A 19,114-nucleotide genomic window follows, 5' to 3' on the forward strand; every position below is an offset into this window, starting at 1 on the left:
TAAGGATCCCACATCAATGAACGGAAAAAGCAAACAGCGGCGCTTCACTCGCGCGCAATTGACGAACGTAATCGCCACTGCCGCACTGGGCATTGCGCTTGCCTTGAGCAATGCTCCGAATGCGCAAGCGGCCGGCGAGCAATACTTCCCGCTGCAAAGCTATCGCGTAGGACCGTATGCGGCCGGCGGCAGCGGCTTCTTCGGCGGCTTCATCGATTACCTGCAACTCATCAACGCGCGCGACGGCGGCGTGAACGGCGTCAAGCTGACATGGAGCGAGTGCGAGACCGAATATGTGGTCGAAAAGGGCGTGGAATGCTATGAGCGTCTGAAGCACGGCCTGAACGGCGCGCCGGCCGCGGCCACCAATCCGCTTTCAGTCGGCATCGCCTACGCCACGCTGGACCGCTCTACGGCGGATCGTCTGCCGCTCATCACGATCAACCACGGTCGTACGGATTCGACCGACGGCGCCGTGTTTCCGTATGTCTTCCCGCTTCAGTTGAACCCGTATAGCGAGGTATCGGCGATCATCAATTACATCGGACAGCAGTCGGGCGGACTGGGCGCGTTGCAGGGCAAGAAGATCGTTGTGCTCTATCACGGCTCGCCCTATGGCCGCGAGACGATTCCGGTGCTCGACATTCTTGCGAAGAAGTACGGTTTTTCGCTGACGCAGATCGAGGTGCCGCATCCGGGCAACGAACAGGGCTCCCAATGGCTCACGATTCACCGCATCAATCCTGACTGGGTGATTCTGCGCGGCTGGGGCGTGATGAATCCGGTCGCGCTGAAGTCCGCTCAGAAGGTGGGGTACCCGGCCAACCACATCATCGGCAACATCTGGAGCAATTCCGAAGAAGACGTGCGGCCCGCGGGCGATGCGGCAAAAGGCTTTCTTTCCATCACCACGCATCCATCGGGCACCGACTACCCCGTGGTTCAGGCCATCAACCAGTACGTCATTAAGCCCGGCAACGGCAACCTCAAAGACCCTGCGCGGTTCGGCACCGTGTACTACAACCTGGGCGTGGTCAACGGCATCCTGAACGTCGAGGCGTTGCGCGTGGCGCAGGCCCGCTTCGGCAACAAACCGCTGACAGGCGAACAGGTGCGCTGGGGCTTCGAGCATCTGAAACTCGATGACGCGCGGCTCAAGCAGCTCGGCGCATACGGTCTCGTGCAGCCGCTCAAGCTTTCGTGCGCGGACCACGAAGGCGGCGGTGCGGTGCGCTTTCAGCAATGGGACGGCACGAAGTGGAACGTGGTGAGCGGCTGGGTGCAGGCGGACCGCGCGTTGCTGCGACCCATCATCGAAAAATCGGCGAACGCGTACGCGAAAGAGAAGGGCATCACACCACGCGATTGCAGCAAGGACGTAGGCGCATGAGTGACACACCCATCCTCCAGGTCGACGCAATTCGCGTGGCGTACGGCGGGCTCGCGCCCGCTGTAAGCGACGTATCGCTGACCGTTCCGAAAGGGGGTTTCGTTGCCCTGCTGGGCGGCAACGGTGCGGGCAAAACCACGACGCTGAAGGCCGTCTCGAACCTCGTTCGCGCGGAACGCGGCGCACTGGAAGCGGGCCGCATCATCTACCGCGGCGAATCTGTTGCGAACATCGACCCGTGGTCACTCGCTAAGCGTGGACTCGTCCAGGTGCTGGAGGGACGGCGCTGCTTCGCGCATCTCACAGTGGAAGAAAACCTGCGCATCGGCGCGTTCGTGCACAGGCCGACGCGCCGCGCGCTCGGCACCGAAGTGGACCGCGTGTATGCGATTTTTCCGCGCTTAAAGGAACGGCGCCATGCGTTGGCCGGCCACACCTCGGGCGGCGAACAGCAGATGGTGGCATTAGGCCGCGCATTGGTTGCGCGGCCCTCGCTGATCTTGCTGGACGAACCATCGATGGGCCTTGCACCCCACGTCGTGGAAGAGATTTTCGAAGTGGTGGCGGCACTGAATCGGGATGAAGGCGTGAGCGTTCTGCTCGCCGAACAGAATGCGGCGGTCGCGCTACGGCACGCACAGTACGGGTACGTGCTGGAAAGTGGACGAGTTGTGGCGCAAGGGCCGGCGGCGCAGCTTGCAAGCTCGGACGTACTTCGGGATGCTTATCTGGGTGGGGCGAAACGGGCAGGCGTGGACGCGGCTGTCGGCCTTCAGTGACGACTCACGCAATCTCGTTTCCTTGTATTCAAGGTCTTCTTTCGATTTCGATCAGGCCGCGTGTTCATGATCGAGCATCGCGGTACGCACTCGTATGCCGTGTAATCCCGGAAAAAAGCTGCCATGCGAAAATGAGCCTCGCTGCGTGAAGGGGGCCCGACGAGTTTTGCTCGACAACTGAAGTGCCTGAAAAAATGCACTCGCACGGTCACTCCCGCAGCGCGTCTTCAACGATAAGCCGGATGACCGATCATGATGAACCTGATGCATTGGCGGCTGCTGTTGGCCGTGGCTGACGCCCGCTCAATCTCGAAGGCCGCTGCACAGGTCGGCATGACGCAATCCGGCGCGAGCCAGGCCATCAGTCAACTGGAAGACATGCTGGGCGTGAAGGTGCTTCAGCGAGACCGGCGCAGCACCACCGTGACGGCGATCGGCGAGCAGGTGACCGAGCGGGCGCGACGCATGGTCGCCGAATGGGAGTCCATCAAGTCGCTCGTCGATGCGTCACGCGGGCTGCATGGCGGGCGAATCAGACTCGCCACTTTTCCTTCGATCTTTGCGAACCTGTTGCCAAGCTTTCTGCAATCGTTTGGGCAGCTGTATCCGGGCATTGAGGTCATTTCGCTCGAGGGCACCGACGAGGAAATCGAAACATGGCTTGCAGAGGGGGCCATTGATGTCGGCGTCGTTCTGGATGCCGGTCCCGAACGTGATGCGCTGGTGCTTGGGCGCGATGCATGGGTCGTGGCGGCACCGACCGGCCATCCGCTGGGGCGCCGGTCCAGCAGCATCGCGGTGTCGCTCGAAGAACTCGTAGATCAGCCGTACGTGCTCGCCACAGGCGGGTGTCGCCGAAACAGCAAATGGCTGCTGGAAAGTGCGGGATTCGCGTTGTCCGATGTTCGCATCTGCGTGCGCGACTGGTCGACGGCTTTCAAGCTGATTCGCGAAGGCGTGGGGGTGTCGCTCGTTCCCGAGTCGACGTTGCCGGATAAGCGGGAGGGGTTGCGTGTGCTGAATCTGCGTACGCCGATGTACCGCGAGTTCGGCCTTGCGTGTTCCGAAGCCGCCCGCAACGCACCCGCGATCCAGGCGCTGTTCGACCAGTTGCAACGAACCGCCGTGGCGGCCCGCCGGCCCAGGCGCGCCATCTCGACGATGTCATAAGGCGAGCTGATTCCGGCTCGCTCGAATTCTAATTTTGTGGAGCACAGGACAAGGCCATAGGATCGCCTGCAGGGACAGTTCGCCACGCGACGACGCAAGCCGCGCCGACCATCGCGCCCTGCACCGTCTCGACACGACCAACGATCCATTGCCATGAAACTCTATTTCGCTCCCAACGCGTGTTCGCTTTCGCCGCATATCGTCCTTCGCGAACTCGGTCTGCCGTTCGATCTCGTTCGAGTCAACAACAAAACGAAGCGCACATCCGAAGGTGGGAACTTCCTCGCGGTGAACCCGAACGGCTACGTTGCTGCGCTCATGCTCGACAACGGGGCCGTGCTCACCGAAGGTCCCGCGATACTCCAGTATCTGGCCGACCTGAAACCTCAATTGGGACTCGCGCCGCCGAACGGAAGCTGGGAGCGCGTGCGGCTTCACGAAACGCTCAACTTCATCACCTCGGAAATTCATGCCGGCTGCAGTCCGCTGTTCAATGCCGAAATTCCGGACGCGGTGAAAGGGCTTTTCAAGCAGAAGCTATGCAAACGCCTGGATACGGTCAGCGCCACGCTCTCGCGGCAAGACTATCTGCTGGGCAACTTTGGTGTGGCGGACGCTTATCTGTACACGGTGCTGTCGTGGCTGCCGAGATTCTCGATCGATATCGATAGCTGGCCGGCGCTCGCGCGCTTCATGGAACGCGTCGGCGCGCGAGAAACGGTCAAGGCCGCACTCGCCGCGGAAGAAGCGGCGCCCGATGCGTAGCCGGACCCTTCGCGCAGCGGTACCGATCGCAGCCTCCGCTTTCGGGCGACGAGAAGACTGCTCATCTCGCGTCGCTTGAGGTACGGCGTAAGTGAGCGCTCACAGGGGCGTCGTTCGTCTGGCAAGCGGATGTTGCTCGACCCGTCGCCCGAGAGCCGCCAACGCGTCCGCTCGACCCCTCATTGACCGTTAGTTGCACGCATGTGCTCGGCAACCGCCTTGTAGTCGTAAGTGGGATAGAACTCGGTGCGATAGCCGCCCCACGCCGTGTTTTCGATGGCGCGATTCACCTCGCGCAAGCGGCTGGCGGGTACACGCAGCGTGACGACCTGGCCCACGCCCATCATCACGTACCACGACACCACCTCGATGCCGGGCGGCGGAAACGTCTTGTAGAACCCCTGCTCGCGCAGTTGTTCGTTGATCTTGGGGAGTGGCTTCGACTCGTCGTGGCGCAGGAAGATGGTGAGCAGGAAGGTGTCGCTGGCGGGCTGCGCGGTGGAAGCGGAATTGGCGGTAGCCGCAGAGGATGCGGTAGGTGCCGCAGACGCCGAATCGGCGCTCCACGCCGCGGACGGCACAACCAGCATGGATGCCGTCAACACGGCGGACAGCGTGGAAAGCAGACTGCAACGGACGAGCGCTCGCAACATGAAAGCCTCCGGAAAGACAGGCGACGGCCGTCGCCTAGATCGTTGAAGCGTAGCAAACGCACTTCCCGAAGGTGGATAAAGCGGGCAATTGGGACGTGTTACGAGGTGTGGGACACGGCCACGGTAGAGGGCGCGGGCGTGATCTCACGGTCGAGCGTCGGCCCTCCACGTGGCCGGCCTTTCCTTCTCGGCCGCTACGCTCACTGCTCCGCCGGCTTCACCGCATCACCGCCACCCGACCGCCCTCGCCCTCGCCCTCGCCCTCGCCCTCGCCCTCGCCCTCGCCCTCGCCCTCGCCCTCGCCCTCGCCCTCGCCCTCGCCCTCGCCCTCGCCCTCGCCCTCGCCCTCGCCCTCGCCCTCGCCACCAAAAGTTTATGCGCATCAACTTTTGACATTCGAGGTCAGTTCACCTCGACCCACCGCCCCGCTCGCCGCCTGCGCCGCGTGGCACCCGCCCCACCACGCGGCAATCGCTACGACCGAAAGCGCGCAAGAAACCCACAGCGATTCCCGCATCCCATCAATGAAACGCGGTTCAACAGCCAGCAGCGTCCCGAACACCGCGACGCCCAGCGCTGCGCCAGCCTGGCGCGCCGAGTTCAGCACGCCAGCGGCAATGCCCGCGCGGCGCGCATCGACGGTGTCCATCAGCGCCGCAGTGGCAGCGGGCGTCACGAAGCCGCCGCCCAGGCCGACCAGCGGCAGCGGCAACGCGACGAGCCAGTAAGGCGCAGTGGTGTCGGGCAGCGCCAGTGCGGCGAATCCCGCGGCCTGCAGCGCCAGCCCCGCGGTCAACGGCCAGCGCGCACCGTAGGTTTTGACGAGTCGCCCCACCGCGACGTTGCCGCCCGTCACCACCACGGTGAGCGGCAGGAACGCGAGCCCCGTCCACAACGGCGAGTAGCCTCGCGCACGCTGGAAGTACAGGGCCAGCACGAAGACAAGTCCGAACGAGGTGAGCGCCGTCGTCATCGCAGCGAACGCCGCGCCCGTGAACACGCCGTGGCGGAAGAATGCGAGCGGCAGCATCGGCTGTGCCCGTCGCGCTTCGATGCAGATGAAGCTCGCCCACGCCGCCACGCTCACGCCGATGCCAGCCACCACAGCCGGCGAGCCCCACCCCAGCGCCCCGCCTTCGATCAGCACGGCAATCGACGCACCTAGCGCGACGATCGCCGCAATCTGGCCCGCGACATCGAAATGGCGAGCGGTCGCGCGTCGTTCGTCGCGAGCCACGCGCAGCGTGAGCCAGATGCCAAGCAGGCCGATCGGCACATTCACGGCGAAGATGCCGCGCCAGCCCCACACGTCGATGAGCACGCCGCCCGCGAGCGGGCCCGCCGCCAGCGCCGCGCCGCCGCAACCGGCCCACACGCCGATGGCGCGCGCTCGCTCGCCGGCATCGGGATACGCGCCGTTGAGCAGGGTGAGCGAGCACGGCACGAGCAAAGCGGCACCCACGCCTTGAAGCACGCGCGCCGCGATCAGCACCGTCATGTCGGGGGCGAAGCCGCAGAGCGCGGACGCTACGGTGAATACGGCGAGTCCGCCAAGATAGCTTTTTCGCGCGCCCCACCGGTCGCCCAGCATGCCGCCCGTGAGCAGCAAACTCGCGAACGCGAGCGTGTAAGCGTTCACTACCCATTGCAGCGCCGCCATGCCGCCACCGAACGTGGTGCCAATCGATTGAAGCGCCACATTGACGATCGACGTATCGAGAATCACGACGACATAGCTGATGCTCGTCGCGGCGAGCACGCGGCGCTGCGAGGCGCGGCGGCCCTGGGTGGTCAGGAGGCTTTCCATCGTGCAAAACGGTCCGAACAGGAACATGCGTCCAGTGTGGTGGCGGCCGGCCCTTCAACGCTTCGATGCGCATCGAAGCATGCACGCACGGTGGCGGCCTATCATGACCTCGCTGGTGATCGGGACAACAAGGGACAGCAAAGGACAGCAACGGAGACAGACATGGAAGTGCAACCGAACATCGCGTCAACCGCGTTCCTGATCGCCGATCCCGCGCGCTCGAAGATACTGCTCGCACTCGTCGATGGTCGCGCGTTGCCCGCCGGCGAGCTTGCCTACGCCGCGGGCGTCACGGCGCAGACGGCCAGCACGCACCTGGCGCGGTTGCTCGACGGCGGGCTGGTCGCGGTGGAAACGGAGGGGCGGCATCGGTATTACCGGCTCAGCGGGCCGCACGTGGCGCTCGTGTTGGAGAACCTCGCGTCCATCGTGCCGCCGTCGGGCGACATACGACGCAAGCCGCTCAGCCCGCAAGCGCAGCGGCTACGTTTTGCACGCTGCTGCTACGACCACCTCGCGGGGCAAGTGGGCGTGGCGGTGACGCAGGCGCTCGTGAGCCGCGGCGCGCTGGTCGAGACCGAAGACAAGCAGTTCGACGTGACGCCGCACGGGCACCAATGGTTCGCGGGTATCGGGCTCGACGTTAGCGCCGTGAAGCCGACGCGGTGCGGTCTCGCGCGCCAGTGCCTCGACTGGACGGAGCGGCAGCATCACCTCGCCGGGCCGCTCGGCGTGCAGTTCATGGCCGTGATGTGCGGTCATGGCTGGCTGCGGCGCGAGAAGTCGTCGCGCGCGGTGCAAATCACGCCGTCGGGCTGGGACGCGTTGAAAGAGCATCTCGGCATCGAGGGCCGCCTCGGCACGCTTTCGTGCGAGCCGTGATTCAACGCGGCTTCTTTGCTTCCGAGGGTGTCCCAAGGTCGACCTCCGGCGCCTCTTTTCCCATCCCGGCCGCGCGCGCCAGCAGCACCTCCTGATCGCGCCGGTTTCGCGTCATCGCTGCGGCGCGCTCGAACGCCGCGCGCGCTTCGTCGCGTCGTCCGAGTCTTGCGAGCAGGTCGCCCTGTGCGGCGGGCAGCCACGGGTAGCTCGCAAGCGCGGGATCGTCGGCAAGCTGTTCGACAATTTCGAGCCCCGCTGCAGGACCGAATGCCATGCTCACCGCCACCGCGCGATTGAGTTCCACCACGGGCGACGGCGCGACCTGCGCGAGCGCGTCGTAGAGGGCGACGATCTGCGGCCAGTCGGTCTCCTCCACCGTGCGAGCGCGTACATGGCAGGCCGCGAGTGCGGCCTGCAGCGCGTAGGGTCCCAGCGCGCCGCCCAACGCCTCGGCGCGTTCGAGCGCGGCAAGACCGCGGCGGATCAAGAGCGCGTCCCAGCGGCTGCGATCCTGATCGGCGAGCAACACGGGCCGGCCTTGCGCATCGACGCGCGCGTGAAGGCGTGACGCCTGGATCTCCATCAGCGCGACGAGGCCATGCACTTCGCTCGTCTCAGGCATGAGTTGCGCGAGGACGCGCCCGAGCCGCAGCGCCTCTTCGCACAACGCGGGCCGCATCCAGTCGTCGCCGGCTGTGGCCGAGTAGCCTTCGTTGAAAACGAGGTAGATCACTTCGAGCACCGACTCCAGACGCAGCGCTCGCGCCTCTGCGTGCGGCACTTCGAACGGCACTTTCGCGGCAGCGAGCGTGCGCTTCGCCCGCACGATGCGCTGCGCGATGGTCGCCTCGGCCACGAGAAACCCGCGGGCAATCTCGTCGGTGGTAAGCCCGCCCAGCAGCCGCAACGTAAGCGCGACGCGTGCATCCGTAGAGAGCACCGGATGACACGCCGTGAACACGAGCCGCAGCAGATCGTCGCCGATGTCGTCTTCGCGCGCGGCATCGAGCGCATCGACGAAATCCGGCACGACGTGCGCTTCGAGCGCATCGAGGTCCGCGCCCAACTCCTCATGCTTGCGCGCGTGCAGCGCGGCAAGCCGCAGCCGGTCGAGCGCGCGGTTCTTCGCGGTGGTCATGAGCCACGCTCCCGGGTTGTCCGGCACACCGGTTTCGGGCCAGCGCTCCAGCGCGGCGACGAGCGCGTCCTGCGCGATCTCTTCCGCGAGTCCCACGTCGCGCACCACACGCGCCACGTGGGCAATCACCTTCGCGGACTCGATGCGCCATACCGCTTCAATCGCCCGATGCGTCGCACTGGTCGCCGCACCCGTCACGATGCACCTGTGCCCGCGTGGGCCTGCTCGTGCGATTGCCCGGTCGCGCCGTTCTCTGCACGGCTCTCCGCGCTGCTCTTGTCTGCGTCAGCAGCAGCCGGCGGATCGCCCATCATGTGCACGAGTTCCCAGATGTGCCCGTCCACATCCTCGAAGCTGCGCCCGTACATGAAGCCGTAGTCTTGCGGCGCACGGTCCGATCGCCCGCCTGCGGCAAGCGCCTTCTCCACCAGCGAATCCACTTCGGCACGGCTCTCGCACGACAGACAAACGAGCACTTCGGTGCTCGCTCGCGGATCGGCCAAGGGCCGGCTCGTGAACGTCGCCATGAAATCGGTCTGCAGCAGCATCACGAAGATGTTCTCGCCGACGATCATGCTGGCCGCCTGGTCGTTCGTGAATTTCGGATCGAACGTGAAGCCGAGGTGACTGAAGAAGTCCATCGCGCGCTTGAGGTCGCGAACGCCGAGGTTGACGAAGATTTGCTTGTGCATGGTTCGCTCCTTGTTCAGCGCGTCGTGGTCCTGGTGGTTTCGAGTTCGCGAAAACGCTGGATCGCCTCGCTCTGTTCGACGTCTTCCAACTCGTAAAGCTGGCGCACTTCGATCTCGCCATCCGCGTCTTCGCCGAACGGCGCCGGGAAGCGCCGCGCCCATTCCATCGCTTCCTCGCGCGAACGCACCTGGATCAGCGTGTAGCCGGCAATCAGGTCCTTCGTCTCCACGAACGGGCCGTCGATCACGCTGCGCTTGCCCGCCGAATAACGGATGCGCCAGCCCTTCGACGTGGGCTGCAGGCCGGACGCATCGAGCAGCACGCCCGCCTTCGCCAGCTCCTCGTGATAAGTCGCCATTGCGGCGAACACCGTGTCGTCGGCGGGCATGATGCCCGCCTCGCTCTGTGCCGTCGCTTTCACCATGATCATGAATCGCATCGCGTTCTCCTTTTGGGCTCGTCGATTGAATGAATGGCCGGCGCTTGCCGGTACGTTTTCATTCACACGACGCACGACGCGCAGGCGAATCGACACGAAAGACGGTGACGAGACGTGTCACCAGGGTAAATACCTGGTCAGGTAAAGCAGGGACCAAGTTCGCGCACTTCCACCGTGGCCCATTGCGCGGCGGGACACTGCTGTGCGATGGCAACTGCTTCGTCGCGGCTCGCGCATTCAATGAGAAAGAAGCCGCCGATCATTTCCTTCGCTTCGGCAAACGGACCATCCACGAGACGCGGACGACCCTCGCGCACCTGCACACGCACTGCGTCGCGGTCCGAGCGCAGCGATTGCGTCATGACGAGCTGACCGCGCTCTTTCAGGTCCGCGGCGAAGTCGAGCATGCGCTGATAGAGCGCTTCGCCCTCGGGCATCGTGCGATCTTCGCGCTGCCCGCGCGGTTCGGCGATGAGTAGCATGTAGGACGCCATGAAAGCTCCAGTGGAACAACACAAACGGGTCAACGGGAACGGCAGAGAACTTCGATGGACAACGAATGGACGCAACAGAACGATGCGTGCTGAGCATACCGCAACTCGCCGCCGCGCGATGCGTCACCCAGGCCAATAACCGCCCGCCCGACAGCCTGCAGCGCTGAGCCGGCTGTTATAGGCTTGAACCCTTTACGGCGTCTTATCGCGGCACGATCGCGCTCGCCGCGCCGTTTGCCCCTGCCCTCTGCTTTCATCAAGGAGAAACAGCAATGGACTATGTCAGGCTCGGTTCCACCGGACTCGAAGTGTCACGCCTGTGTCTTGGCTGCATGACGTACGGTGTGTCCGAACGCGGCAATCACAGCTGGACGCTCGATGAAGATCGCAGCCGTCCGCTCATCCGCGAGGCCATCGAAGCCGGCATCAATTTTTTCGACACGGCCAACACGTATTCGGACGGCACCTCCGAAGAGATCGTAGGCCGCGCGCTGCGCGACTTCACGAAGCGCGACGACATCGTGATCGCAACCAAGGTCTATAACCGCATGCGTCCGGGGCCTAACGGCGCGGGGCTCTCGCGCAAAGCGATCTTCAACGAGATCGACAACAGCCTGCGCCGCCTTGGCACCGACTACGTCGATCTCTATCAGATCCACCGCTGGGACTATCACACGCCTATCGAAGAGACGCTCGAAGCGCTGCACGACGTGGTGAAGGCGGGCAAGGCGCGGTATATCGGCGCGTCGTCCATGCATGCGTGGCAGTTCAGCAAGGCGCTCTACACATCGCGGCTCAACGGATGGACGTCGTTCGTGAGCATGCAGGACCACCTCAACCTGCTGTATCGCGAAGAAGAGCGCGAGATGCTGCCGCTGTGCGCGGACCAGAAGATCGCCGTGCTGCCCTGGAGCCCCCTTGCGCGCGGCCGCCTCACGCGTGACTGGAACGAGACCACGGAGCGCCAGGAATCCGACGCCGTAGGGCACAAGCTCTACGACGCCACCGCCAACGCGGACCGTGCAGTCGTGGAAGCCGTGGCGCAGATTGCAAATGCGCGCGGCGTGTCGCGTGCGCAGGTAGCGCTCGCGTGGGTCGCGCAGAAGCATCCTGTAACGGCGCCGATTGTGGGCGTATCGAAGCCGCACCATTTGACCGACGCGATTGCGGCGCTCTCGCTCGCGCTCACTGAGGACGAAATCGCGAAGCTCGAAGCGCCTTATGTGCCGCATCACGTGGCGGGGTACCTTTAAACACGCGGGACGCAGCGGTATTCGAGCGGCATAACCCCTGCGTCAAATCGTCTGTCGTTTGCGATGGATCAGAAATCGCCGCGGCGAGCGGCGTAACGTCGAGGCAGGTCACCTTTATCGCCAGGGAGCGAACCGATGCCTGCCTCCACATTCTTCATTCCGTCCGTCAACATGATCGGCGCCGGCTGTCTGGAAGAAGCCGCGAAGTCGATGAAAGAGTACGGCCTGCACAAGGCCCTGATCGTCACCGACAAGGTGCTCAACGAAATCGGCGTGGTCGCCGGCGTGCAGAAGCTGCTCGAAGCGCAGCAGATTCAGAGCTGCGTCTACGACGGCACGCGTCCAAACCCGAACACACGCAACGTAGCCGACGGCCTCGCGCTCTTGCGCGAACACGGTTGCAACTGCGTGATCTCGCTGGGCGGCGGCTCGCCGCACGACTGCGCCAAAGGCATTGCGCTCGTGGCGGCCAACGGCGGCGAGATCAAGGACTACGAAGGCGTAGACCGCTCCGCGCGTCCGCAATTGCCCATGGTCGCGATCAACACCACAGCCGGCACGGCTTCGGAAATGACGCGCTTTTGCATCATTACCGACGAAGTGCGCCACATCAAAATGGCGATCGTCGACAAGCACGTCACGCCGGTGCTTTCGGTCAACGATCCTCAGTTGATGACGGGCATGCCGAAGAGCCTGACCGCAGCCACCGGCATGGACGCGCTCACGCACGCCGTAGAGGCCTACGTTTCCACGGCAGCGAATCCGATCACGGATGCCTGCGCACTGAAGGCCATCACGATGATTTCCGGGTCGCTGCGCGCGGCCGTGGCGGACGGCAACAACCTCGCCGTGCGCGAAAACATGGCTTACGCGCAGTTCCTTGCGGGCATGGCGTTCAACAATGCGTCGCTGGGTTACGTGCATGCCATGGCTCACCAGTTGGGTGGCTTCTACGATTTGCCGCACGGCGTCTGCAACGCGGTGCTGCTGCCGCACGTGCAGGCGTTCAACGCGCGTGTGGCGGCAGAGCGACTGCGTGACGTGGCCGCGGCAATGGGCGTCAATGTTGTGGGACTCTCGAATTACGAGGGCTCGCAGGCCTGCATTCAGGCCATCAGCAAGCTGGCCCGCGACGTCGGCATTCCGGCTGGACTGCGCGACCTCAAGGTGAAGGAAGAAGACTTCGATACGCTCGCCACCAATGCGTTGAAAGACGCGTGCGGGCTCACGAATCCCTTGAAGGCAAGCCACGAAGATATCGTGGGCATCTTCAAGGCTGCGATGTAAGCCGCTTTGAAAGCAGGTCGCAAAGCGGCCTGTCACGACACACGAAGGGCGGACTCTCCGCCTTTCGTGCTTTTTTGCGCGGCGCGCTTAGCGCATTCAGTATCTCGTTCCCGCCACGTTTCAACCTGCACTGCTAGACTTGCACGGGCCTTCAGCAAGGAGCAGCCATGCAAGTCACCGTTCTCGGGGCAGGCATTACCGGCCTCACCAGCGCCTGGGCACTCTCGAAAGCCGGCCACAGCGTCACGCTCGTCGAGCAGGGATCGATTCCGAACAAGCTTGGCGCATCCGGCGATCAGCACCGCATGATCCGTCGCGCGTACGGCAGCGCCGACGGCTACGCGCGCAACATCAACGAAGCATTCGAAGCGTGGGATGCGCTCTGGAACGACCTGGGTGTCTCGCACTATGCCAGGCGCGGCGTGCTGGGCATTTCGCAGCACGTGGGCGACGACGCCGAGTTGTTCCGTGCAGGACTCGACCGCGTCGGCTTTCGCTATGAAGCGTTGAGCGCACACGAGGCCGCGAGTCTTTATCCGTTTCTCGATGCCTCCACGTTTCGTCACGCATGGCTCGACCGCGAAGGCGGCGCGCTGCTGTGCGAAGGCATCGCGCGCGATCTCTCTGCGTGGCTTACGAAGCGCGGTGTGGAAATTCGCACGCAGACGCGTGCGCTTTCCGTCGATCCGGCCAGTGCTTCCGTCCAGCTCGACGACGGCAGCACGCTCAAGGCAGACCGCCTCGTCGTGGCCGCTGGCGGATGGGTCACGCGGCTCTTCCCCTCGCTTGTCCGCACGTTGACGACGTGGCGCAACGTCGTGGTCTACGTGCAGCCGCCCGCCGACCTGGAGCCCGCATGGCGCAAGGCGCCGGCCATTGTGGACATTGGCGGCGCCTCGAGCGGCTACGTGCTGCCGCCGGTGGGCACGCTGGGGCTCAAATTCGGAGCGAGTTCGCACAAGACCGTGAATCCCGATGCCGACACGAATCGCGAGCCGTTGCCTGACGAAGGCCAGGCGGTGCGCAGCCTTTTTTCACCGCCGCTTGCACGCATCGACGAATACGCGATCACGAACGTGCGCACCTGCGTCTACACGTTCACCGCGGACACGCGCTTCTTCGCGGAGCAGATTGGCCGCGCGCTCGTGGTATCCGCGTGCTCGGGCCACGCGTACAAATTCGGCGCAGCCATTGGAAAGCGCGTGGCCCGTGCAGTAGGCAGCGGCGACACCGCTTCGCTGCTGCGCTGGCTGCGCGCCGAATAGCGCGTCTCGCAGACGGGGCGCGGCGTCGCGCCTCGAGCTCACATCAAACGGCGAATGATGTCGGCGAGTCGGGCAACGAGCGCATCCGCGCGCTGCGGCGCGATCTCCGCGTAGCCGAGCAAAAAGCCGTTGTAGCGGGCGGCATCCTCCGCGCGAAGGCAAAAAATGCTGAGCGGCGAAACAAGCAGCCCCTGCTCGCGTGCGGCGTCGCTCACGGCAACGTCGTTCACGGGCGCATCCAGTCGCACGCTCAGGTGCATGCCGCCCGCATCCGCGGACACCGTCACGAGCCCGGCCATATGCCGGCCCATCGCCTCGACCAGCACCGCGCGCCGTTGCTGATAGACGCGCCGCATGCGCCGCAAATGCCGCGCATACCGGCCGCTTTCGATGAAATCCGCCAGCGCGAGCTGATCCGCCACGCGCCCTTGGCGCGCGAGCGAGCCAAGCGCCACGGCCGCGTCCGCGGCAAGCCATGGCGGCACCACCATGAAGGCGATGCGCAGCGCGGGAAACATGGTCTTGCTGAACGTGCCCAGATAGACCACGGGCGCGTCGGCAACCAGGCCTTGAATAGACGGTAACGGCGGGCCGCTGTGGCGTAACTCGCTGTCGTAGTCGTCCTCGATGATCCAGGCGCTGTTTGCACGCGCTTGCTCGATGAGCGCGCTGCGCCGTTCAAGGCTCAACACGCTACCCAGCGGATATTGATGCGACGGCGTCAAATAGACGAGACGCGGCGGCGTGCGCTGCCAGTCGTCGGGCGTGCTGGCCATGCCGGCTGCGTCCACGGGTATGGGCACGAGTTCGAGCCCAGCCGAGAGAAACGCGACGCGCGCGCCGTTGTAGCCGGGGTTCTCGATCCATACGCTGTCGCCCACATCGGCCAGCATGCGGGCACAGAGATCGAGACTGGTCTGCGTACCGTCTGTCACGAACACCTGTTCGGCCGTGCAGCGCACGCCCCGCGAAACGCGCACGTACTGCGCAATGGCACGGCGCAGCGCCGGGTGGCCGGCGCTATCGCCGTAGCCCAGATCGCGTGCGTCGGTGTAGCGCCACGCGCGGTCCAGCGCGACGCGCCATTGCGCGAGCGGAAATTCGTCGAGCGCCGGTACGCCGAGCCGAAAGCCGCTGCTCGCCCCACGGGCGCTACGTCTTGGCGGCAAGGCCAGCACGCGTCGCGATAGCCCCGCGCCCTTTGCGTCGTTACGGTCGGCCGGCAGCACAGGGTTGGCCGCGCCCACGCGATTCACCCACGAGCCATGACGGCTCGCTGTAATGAAACCCTCTTCGTTGAGCCGCTCGTAGGCGTACAGCACCGAGTTGCGCGCAATGCCGAGCTGCTCCGCGAGTGCGCGCGTGGACACGAGCTGCGTGCCGCGCCCGATGTCGCCATCCAGAATCGCCTTGCGCAGGCTTTCATACAGCAGGTCTTGCTGCGTGAGCTTGCGGCCCGCCTGCCGCGCGAAGTTCGACATCAACAAAGCGTAGTCCACGCCTGTGGCTCCAGATTTTTCCGTCCATGTGGGACTAACAATGGTGCCACGATTTTTTTAAGCTGAGTCAGGTCGATGGCGCTTCTTCTTTTTTCGCTGCGACGCGTTCAACCCGGCGAGGCACAGTGCATGGCAACTCATCGCGAGACATACGCCCAGAGCGCTGGGCGCACACGGAAGCCCACCCCTTTGCGGCGCGGCGAGCGGCAGACGCGCCCGCGTGGCCTCGCGATGCTCACGGTGAGCGCCGCTATCGCCGCGACAGCAGCGACGGGCTACTACGCTGTGAAGCCTGTCGAAACGGCGCAAGCGAACTTCGCGGCCTGCGTGAGCGACGTCGAACACGAGCAACAGCAGGCTGACGCAACCCTTCGGAAGAAAGAAAGGACGACAGACAACGCGAGCAGCGAACAAAGACTCGCCGCCCTCGCGCAATGCACGGCCGCGCAGTGACACCCGCCCCACACACAACGAACCATTCCAGGAGAGATGATCTTGACTGAAGCCCTCACCGTCCGCCCCGTCGTCCCGCAAGACTTCGAAGCGTGGTTGCCGCTCTGGGACGGCTACAACCGCTTTTACGGACGCCACGGCAAGACCGCGCTTTCCAGCGAAATTACGCGCGCAACGTGGCTGCGCTTCTTCGATGGCTACGAGCCCATGCATGCATTCGTGGCGGAGCGCGACGGCCGCCTGCTCGGCCTCGTCCATTACCTCTTCCACCGCAGCACGACGATGCTGGGTCCGGTCTGCTACTTGCAGGATCTGTTCACGCTGGAAAGCGAGCGCGGCAAGGGCGTAGGCCGCGCGCTGATTCTCGCGGTGTACGACGCCGCGAAAGCAGGCGGCTCAGCACGCGTGTACTGGCACACGCACGAAACGAACCACACGGCCATGCGCCTCTACGACAGCGTCGCCGAGAAGCCCGGCTTCGTCATGTACCGCAAAGACCTCTAACGCGAGCGCTCAGGCAAGGTCGGCCAGAAGCGAATCGCGCACCGGAGGTCCGATGGTCTGCGTGGGCACGCGGTAGTTCGAATGATCGCAGCCGATCTTGAGCGGCGCGCCGGCCTTGAGGCGTGCCTTCAACGCCTCGCTCAATTCGAAGCGCACGAAATGCACCGCCGACGTTTTCTCGGCGTTCTCGCGTTCCAGGTCTTCGTCTGCGATCGCGTAGACGGGCGGCTCGTCGCCCACCTGAAGAAACACGTGGTCTTCTACGCCGATCAGCCGCGCCAGTGCGGCGCGGCGTTCTATCTCGTTCTCGTACTCGATCTGCAAGGTCGCCTTGAGGTTGCTGCCATCCGGCACGAGCGGAACGTAGGCATCGAGCTCGCCTTGAATGCCGTCCTCATCGAAAATCTTCTCGATGTGCAGCATTTCCTGAATCTGGTAGCGAATGGTGAACTCGTCTTCGAACAGGAACGTGAGGTGATTGCCCAGCGTGACAGTGCGGCGCTTCTTGTGCTCGATCACGTCGCCGCGCATCGCGTGGCGCACCTTCGCGTAGGCCTCCAGCGTCAGGAGCGACTCTCTTGCAATAGTCATCGAATGCCCTCTGTGTCGAACGTGAATGGTGAGCGCGCTCAGATTCCGTACGCCCGACGCAGCAGCGTGAGCGGATGCGCAAGCTGCGCCTTGTCCGGCAGGCTGTTTTCCTCGATACCCTGCGCGATGTGATGTCCGGCGAGCGCGCAGTCGGACGCGATGTAGTCGGTCTCGGGCTGCGCCATCGCCCTGAAGACGGGCGTGCCGATCTTCATGGACATCGCGTGAAACTCCTTCTTCACACCGAACGTGCCCGCATGCCCCGAGCAGCGCTCCACGACGTCTACCTTCGTATCGGGCACGAGCGCGAGCATGTCGAACGTCTTGCGGCCGATGTTCTGCACGCGGCCATGGCAAGGCACGTGATACGAGACCTTGCCGAGCGGCGTCTTGAAGTCCGTCTTGAGCAGCCCGTCGCGATGGCGTGAGACGAAGTACTCGAACGGATCCCAGAACGCTTCGCTTACAGCGAGCACGTCTTCTTCGCCGGGGAACATCAGCGGCAACTCGTGCTTGTACATGAGCACGCAGCTCGGAATGGCGCCCATCAGCGCATAGCCTTCGCGCGCGTATTTCGCGAGCACCGGCATGTTCTTGTCCTTCTTCGCGGCCACGCCTTCCAGGTTGCCCTGTTCGAGCAACGGCATGCCGCAGCATGCTTCGCTGGATACCAGCACGTACGGAATCTCGTTGTGATCGAGCACGGCGAGCAGATCGTGGCCAATGCCCGGCTCGTTGAAATTGATGTAGCAGGTCGCGTAGATGGCCACCTTGCCCGGCGTGCGTTCGCCGTCCTGCACGCGCGTCGCCGTGGCGGGGCGTGCGGCGCTGCGGAACTTGCGCGGCGCGAAGTCGGGCAGCCAGGCTTTGCGATCCACGCCCAGCGCCTCTTCCATGACACCGCGCGCAGCCGGCGTGTGGTTCACCGCGTTCACGGCTTGCGTCACGATGGGAATGCCGGCGAAGTGCCCGAGTGCATCGGTGTTGGAGAGTACCTTGTCGCGCAGCTTCACTTCGCCGCGCCGGTACGCAATGGCCTTGGCGCGCAGCATCAGGTGCGGAAAATCCACGTTCCATTGATGCGGCGGCACGTAGGGGCACTTCGTCATGTAGCAGAGGTCGCACAGGTAGCACTGGTCGACCACGCTGCCGAACGATTTCGGATCGACATCGTGTGCCTCGCCTGCGTCTGTGGCGTCCACCAGATCGAACAGCGTCGGAAAGGCGCCGCACAGCGATACGCAGCGGCGGCACCCGGCGCATATGTCGAATACGCGCGCCAGTTCCTTGTCGAGCAGCGCCTCGTCGTAGAACGCCTCGTTTCGCCAGTCGAGCGGATGACGCGTCGGCGCTTCAAGGCTGCCTTCCTTGTGGGGCATGACGTCTCCTGTTCTAGTTATGGAGGCTCGTGTTTTCGTGCGCCGCCTCGCGTGCGTTCAGCGCGCGCAACGGCGCCTCGTCCGCTCGCAAAGAGCACGGACGAGGCGTGGCCGCAGTCGTTCTGCCATGCAATATGCGCGGCGCCTTGCGGTCTCAGTCCGCGAGCGCTTCGAGCGCCTTCGCGTAGCGGTTGGCGTGACTGCGTTCGGCCTTCGCGAGCGTTTCGAACCAGTTCGCGATTTCGTCGAAGCCTTCTTCGCGCGCGGTCTTCGCCATGCCGGGATACATGTCGGTGTATTCGTGCGTTTCGCCCGCAATGGCGGACTGCAGGTTCAGCCGCGACGAGCCGAAGGGCAGCCCCGTCGCCGGGTCGCCCACCGCTTCCAGATATTCGAGATGGCCGTGCGCGTGGCCGGTTTCGCCCTCCGCCGTGGACCGGAACAAGGCGGCCACGTCGTTCTGGCCTTCAACGTCGGCCTTCGCTGCGAAATACAGGTAGCGGCGGTTCGCCTGCGATTCCCCGGCAAACGCCTGCTTCAGGTTGTCCTCCGTCTTCGAGCCCTTGAGCTGTGCCATCTGTGCCTCCTTCCAGTCTGTATTGGGGGACGGCGCGCGGCTCGCCACGAACAGGCGCTTTTGCGCACCGTGCCTTTTAATCTAGAAGTTGCGCCT

Annotated in this window: 18 protein-coding genes and 1 pseudogene; 9 read left to right on the top strand and 10 right to left on the bottom strand. The window is 64.4% G+C overall.

What is annotated here, in order from left to right; translation table 11 throughout:
* Nucleotides 1–16 precede the first annotated feature (16 nt).
* The 4 genes from P2869_RS30505 (at nt 17) to gstA (ending at nt 4,104) form a co-directional block, all read left to right on the top strand.
* On the top strand, nt 17–1,390 hold the full coding sequence (locus P2869_RS30505) for an ABC transporter substrate-binding protein (protein ID WP_277598947.1): 1,374 nt from the start codon (nt 17–19) through the stop codon (nt 1,388–1,390).
* The gene (locus P2869_RS30510; protein WP_277598948.1) at nt 1,387–2,169 is read left to right on the top strand and encodes an ABC transporter ATP-binding protein; all 783 of its coding nucleotides are present in this window, start codon (nt 1,387–1,389) and stop codon (nt 2,167–2,169) included. The genes P2869_RS30505 and P2869_RS30510 overlap by 4 nt, the downstream gene beginning before the upstream one ends.
* A 252-nt stretch (nt 2,170–2,421) precedes the next feature.
* The gene (locus P2869_RS30515) at nt 2,422–3,339 is read left to right on the top strand and encodes a LysR family transcriptional regulator (RefSeq protein WP_277598949.1); all 918 of its coding nucleotides are present in this window, start codon (nt 2,422–2,424) and stop codon (nt 3,337–3,339) included.
* Between the two features lie 153 nt (nt 3,340–3,492).
* Nucleotides 3,493–4,104 carry a glutathione transferase GstA gene (gene gstA, locus P2869_RS30520; RefSeq protein WP_126875474.1) on the top strand — a complete coding sequence of 204 codons (612 nt, stop codon included), beginning with the start codon at nt 3,493–3,495 and terminating at the stop codon, nt 4,102–4,104.
* Between the two features lie 179 nt (nt 4,105–4,283).
* Here gstA and P2869_RS30525 read toward each other — a convergent pair whose 3' ends face one another.
* Nucleotides 4,284–4,757: a hypothetical protein gene (locus tag P2869_RS30525; protein ID WP_277598950.1), complete on the bottom strand. Its 474-nt coding sequence runs from the start codon at nt 4,755–4,757 to the stop codon at nt 4,284–4,286.
* Nucleotides 4,758–5,139: 382 nt separating this feature from the next.
* Nucleotides 5,140–6,564, bottom strand: coding sequence for an MFS transporter (locus tag P2869_RS30530; protein WP_277598951.1), 1,425 nt, complete (start codon nt 6,562–6,564; stop codon nt 5,140–5,142).
* A 162-nt stretch (nt 6,565–6,726) separates the two neighbouring features.
* On the opposite strand from P2869_RS30530, the gene P2869_RS30535 reads away from it, so the two are divergent.
* Nucleotides 6,727–7,446, top strand: a complete 720-nt coding sequence (locus P2869_RS30535) for a winged helix-turn-helix domain-containing protein (protein WP_277598952.1) — start codon at nt 6,727–6,729, stop codon at nt 7,444–7,446.
* Nucleotide 7,447: 1 nt separating this feature from the next.
* Here the strand turns inward: P2869_RS30535 and P2869_RS30540 are convergent, their stop codons facing one another.
* The 4 genes and pseudogenes from P2869_RS30540 to P2869_RS30555 form a co-directional block, all read right to left on the bottom strand.
* Nucleotides 7,448–8,782 (bottom strand): RNA polymerase sigma factor, encoded by a 1,335-nt coding sequence (locus tag P2869_RS30540; RefSeq protein WP_277598953.1) that lies wholly within the window; start codon nt 8,780–8,782, stop codon nt 7,448–7,450.
* Between the two features lie 92 nt (nt 8,783–8,874).
* Nucleotides 8,875–9,276, bottom strand: a pseudogene (locus P2869_RS30545) (VOC family protein); the annotation flags it as partial.
* Nucleotides 9,277–9,290: 14 nt separating this feature from the next.
* Nucleotides 9,291–9,716 (bottom strand): YciI family protein, encoded by a 426-nt coding sequence (locus P2869_RS30550; RefSeq protein WP_277598954.1) that lies wholly within the window; start codon nt 9,714–9,716, stop codon nt 9,291–9,293.
* Nucleotides 9,717–9,853: 137 nt separating this feature from the next.
* Nucleotides 9,854–10,210, bottom strand: a complete 357-nt coding sequence (locus P2869_RS30555; RefSeq protein WP_017774075.1) for a YciI family protein — start codon at nt 10,208–10,210, stop codon at nt 9,854–9,856.
* A gap of 272 nt (nt 10,211–10,482) precedes the next feature.
* Here P2869_RS30555 and P2869_RS30560 point away from each other — a divergent pair, with 272 nt between their 5' ends.
* From P2869_RS30560 to P2869_RS30570, 3 genes are all read left to right on the top strand, one after another.
* Nucleotides 10,483–11,463: an aldo/keto reductase gene (locus P2869_RS30560; protein WP_277598955.1), complete on the top strand. Its 981-nt coding sequence runs from the start codon at nt 10,483–10,485 to the stop codon at nt 11,461–11,463.
* A gap of 135 nt (nt 11,464–11,598) precedes the next feature.
* Entirely contained in the window at nt 11,599–12,750 is a 1,152-nt protein-coding gene (gene yiaY / locus P2869_RS30565) for an L-threonine dehydrogenase (RefSeq protein ID WP_277598956.1), read from the top strand.
* Nucleotides 12,751–12,917: 167 nt separating this feature from the next.
* On the top strand, nt 12,918–14,015 hold the full coding sequence (locus tag P2869_RS30570) for an FAD-dependent oxidoreductase (RefSeq protein ID WP_277598957.1): 1,098 nt from the start codon (nt 12,918–12,920) through the stop codon (nt 14,013–14,015).
* A 38-nt stretch (nt 14,016–14,053) separates the two neighbouring features.
* On the opposite strand, the gene P2869_RS30575 is transcribed toward P2869_RS30570, so the two are convergent.
* On the bottom strand, nt 14,054–15,514 hold the full coding sequence (locus P2869_RS30575) for a PLP-dependent aminotransferase family protein (RefSeq protein WP_277598958.1): 1,461 nt from the start codon (nt 15,512–15,514) through the stop codon (nt 14,054–14,056).
* A 489-nt stretch (nt 15,515–16,003) separates the two neighbouring features.
* On the opposite strand from P2869_RS30575, the gene P2869_RS30580 reads away from it, so the two are divergent.
* Nucleotides 16,004–16,471: a GNAT family N-acetyltransferase gene (locus P2869_RS30580; RefSeq protein WP_017774081.1), complete on the top strand. Its 468-nt coding sequence runs from the start codon at nt 16,004–16,006 to the stop codon at nt 16,469–16,471.
* Nucleotides 16,472–16,480: 9 nt separating this feature from the next.
* Here P2869_RS30580 and P2869_RS30585 read toward each other — a convergent pair whose 3' ends face one another.
* From P2869_RS30585 to P2869_RS30595, 3 genes are all read right to left on the bottom strand, one after another.
* A complete protein-coding gene (locus P2869_RS30585) occupies nt 16,481–17,062 on the bottom strand; it encodes a DUF3501 family protein (protein ID WP_017774082.1) in 582 nt (193 codons plus the stop codon).
* A gap of 38 nt (nt 17,063–17,100) precedes the next feature.
* Complete coding sequence (locus P2869_RS30590) at nt 17,101–18,441, bottom strand: heterodisulfide reductase-related iron-sulfur binding cluster (protein WP_277598959.1); 1,341 nt, start codon at nt 18,439–18,441, stop codon at nt 17,101–17,103.
* 154 nt (nt 18,442–18,595) lie between these two features.
* Nucleotides 18,596–19,018, bottom strand: coding sequence for a rubrerythrin family protein (locus tag P2869_RS30595; RefSeq protein WP_017774084.1), 423 nt, complete (start codon nt 19,016–19,018; stop codon nt 18,596–18,598).
* Nucleotides 19,019–19,114 lie beyond the last annotated feature (96 nt).

The sequence above is a fragment of the Paraburkholderia sp. SUR17 genome, assembly GCF_029536165.1.
Classification (GTDB): Bacteria; Pseudomonadota; Gammaproteobacteria; order Burkholderiales; family Burkholderiaceae; genus Paraburkholderia; species Paraburkholderia kururiensis.

What these genes read in the sequence shown, in the direction of transcription:
- P2869_RS30580 (WP_017774081.1), top strand. Translation starts at nt 16,004, where the DNA reads ATGATCTTGACTGAAGCCCTCACCGTCCGCCCCGTCGTCCCGCAAGAC.
- P2869_RS30530 (WP_277598951.1), bottom strand. Translation starts at nt 6,564, where the DNA reads ATGGAAAGCCTCCTGACCACCCAGGGCCGCCGCGCCTCGCAGCGCCGC.
- P2869_RS30525 (WP_277598950.1), bottom strand. Translation starts at nt 4,757, where the DNA reads ATGTTGCGAGCGCTCGTCCGTTGCAGTCTGCTTTCCACGCTGTCCGCC.
- P2869_RS30555 (WP_017774075.1), bottom strand. Translation starts at nt 10,210, where the DNA reads ATGGCGTCCTACATGCTACTCATCGCCGAACCGCGCGGGCAGCGCGAA.
- P2869_RS30535 (WP_277598952.1), top strand. Translation starts at nt 6,727, where the DNA reads ATGGAAGTGCAACCGAACATCGCGTCAACCGCGTTCCTGATCGCCGAT.
- P2869_RS30550 (WP_277598954.1), bottom strand. Translation starts at nt 9,716, where the DNA reads ATGCGATTCATGATCATGGTGAAAGCGACGGCACAGAGCGAGGCGGGC.
- P2869_RS30590 (WP_277598959.1), bottom strand. Translation starts at nt 18,441, where the DNA reads ATGCCCCACAAGGAAGGCAGCCTTGAAGCGCCGACGCGTCATCCGCTC.
- P2869_RS30510 (WP_277598948.1), top strand. Translation starts at nt 1,387, where the DNA reads ATGAGTGACACACCCATCCTCCAGGTCGACGCAATTCGCGTGGCGTAC.
- P2869_RS30560 (WP_277598955.1), top strand. Translation starts at nt 10,483, where the DNA reads ATGGACTATGTCAGGCTCGGTTCCACCGGACTCGAAGTGTCACGCCTG.
- yiaY (WP_277598956.1), top strand. Translation starts at nt 11,599, where the DNA reads ATGCCTGCCTCCACATTCTTCATTCCGTCCGTCAACATGATCGGCGCC.
- P2869_RS30595 (WP_017774084.1), bottom strand. Translation starts at nt 19,018, where the DNA reads ATGGCACAGCTCAAGGGCTCGAAGACGGAGGACAACCTGAAGCAGGCG.
- gstA (WP_126875474.1), top strand. Translation starts at nt 3,493, where the DNA reads ATGAAACTCTATTTCGCTCCCAACGCGTGTTCGCTTTCGCCGCATATC.
- P2869_RS30570 (WP_277598957.1), top strand. Translation starts at nt 12,918, where the DNA reads ATGCAAGTCACCGTTCTCGGGGCAGGCATTACCGGCCTCACCAGCGCC.
- P2869_RS30515 (WP_277598949.1), top strand. Translation starts at nt 2,422, where the DNA reads ATGATGAACCTGATGCATTGGCGGCTGCTGTTGGCCGTGGCTGACGCC.
- P2869_RS30505 (WP_277598947.1), top strand. Translation starts at nt 17, where the DNA reads ATGAACGGAAAAAGCAAACAGCGGCGCTTCACTCGCGCGCAATTGACG.
- P2869_RS30585 (WP_017774082.1), bottom strand. Translation starts at nt 17,062, where the DNA reads ATGACTATTGCAAGAGAGTCGCTCCTGACGCTGGAGGCCTACGCGAAG.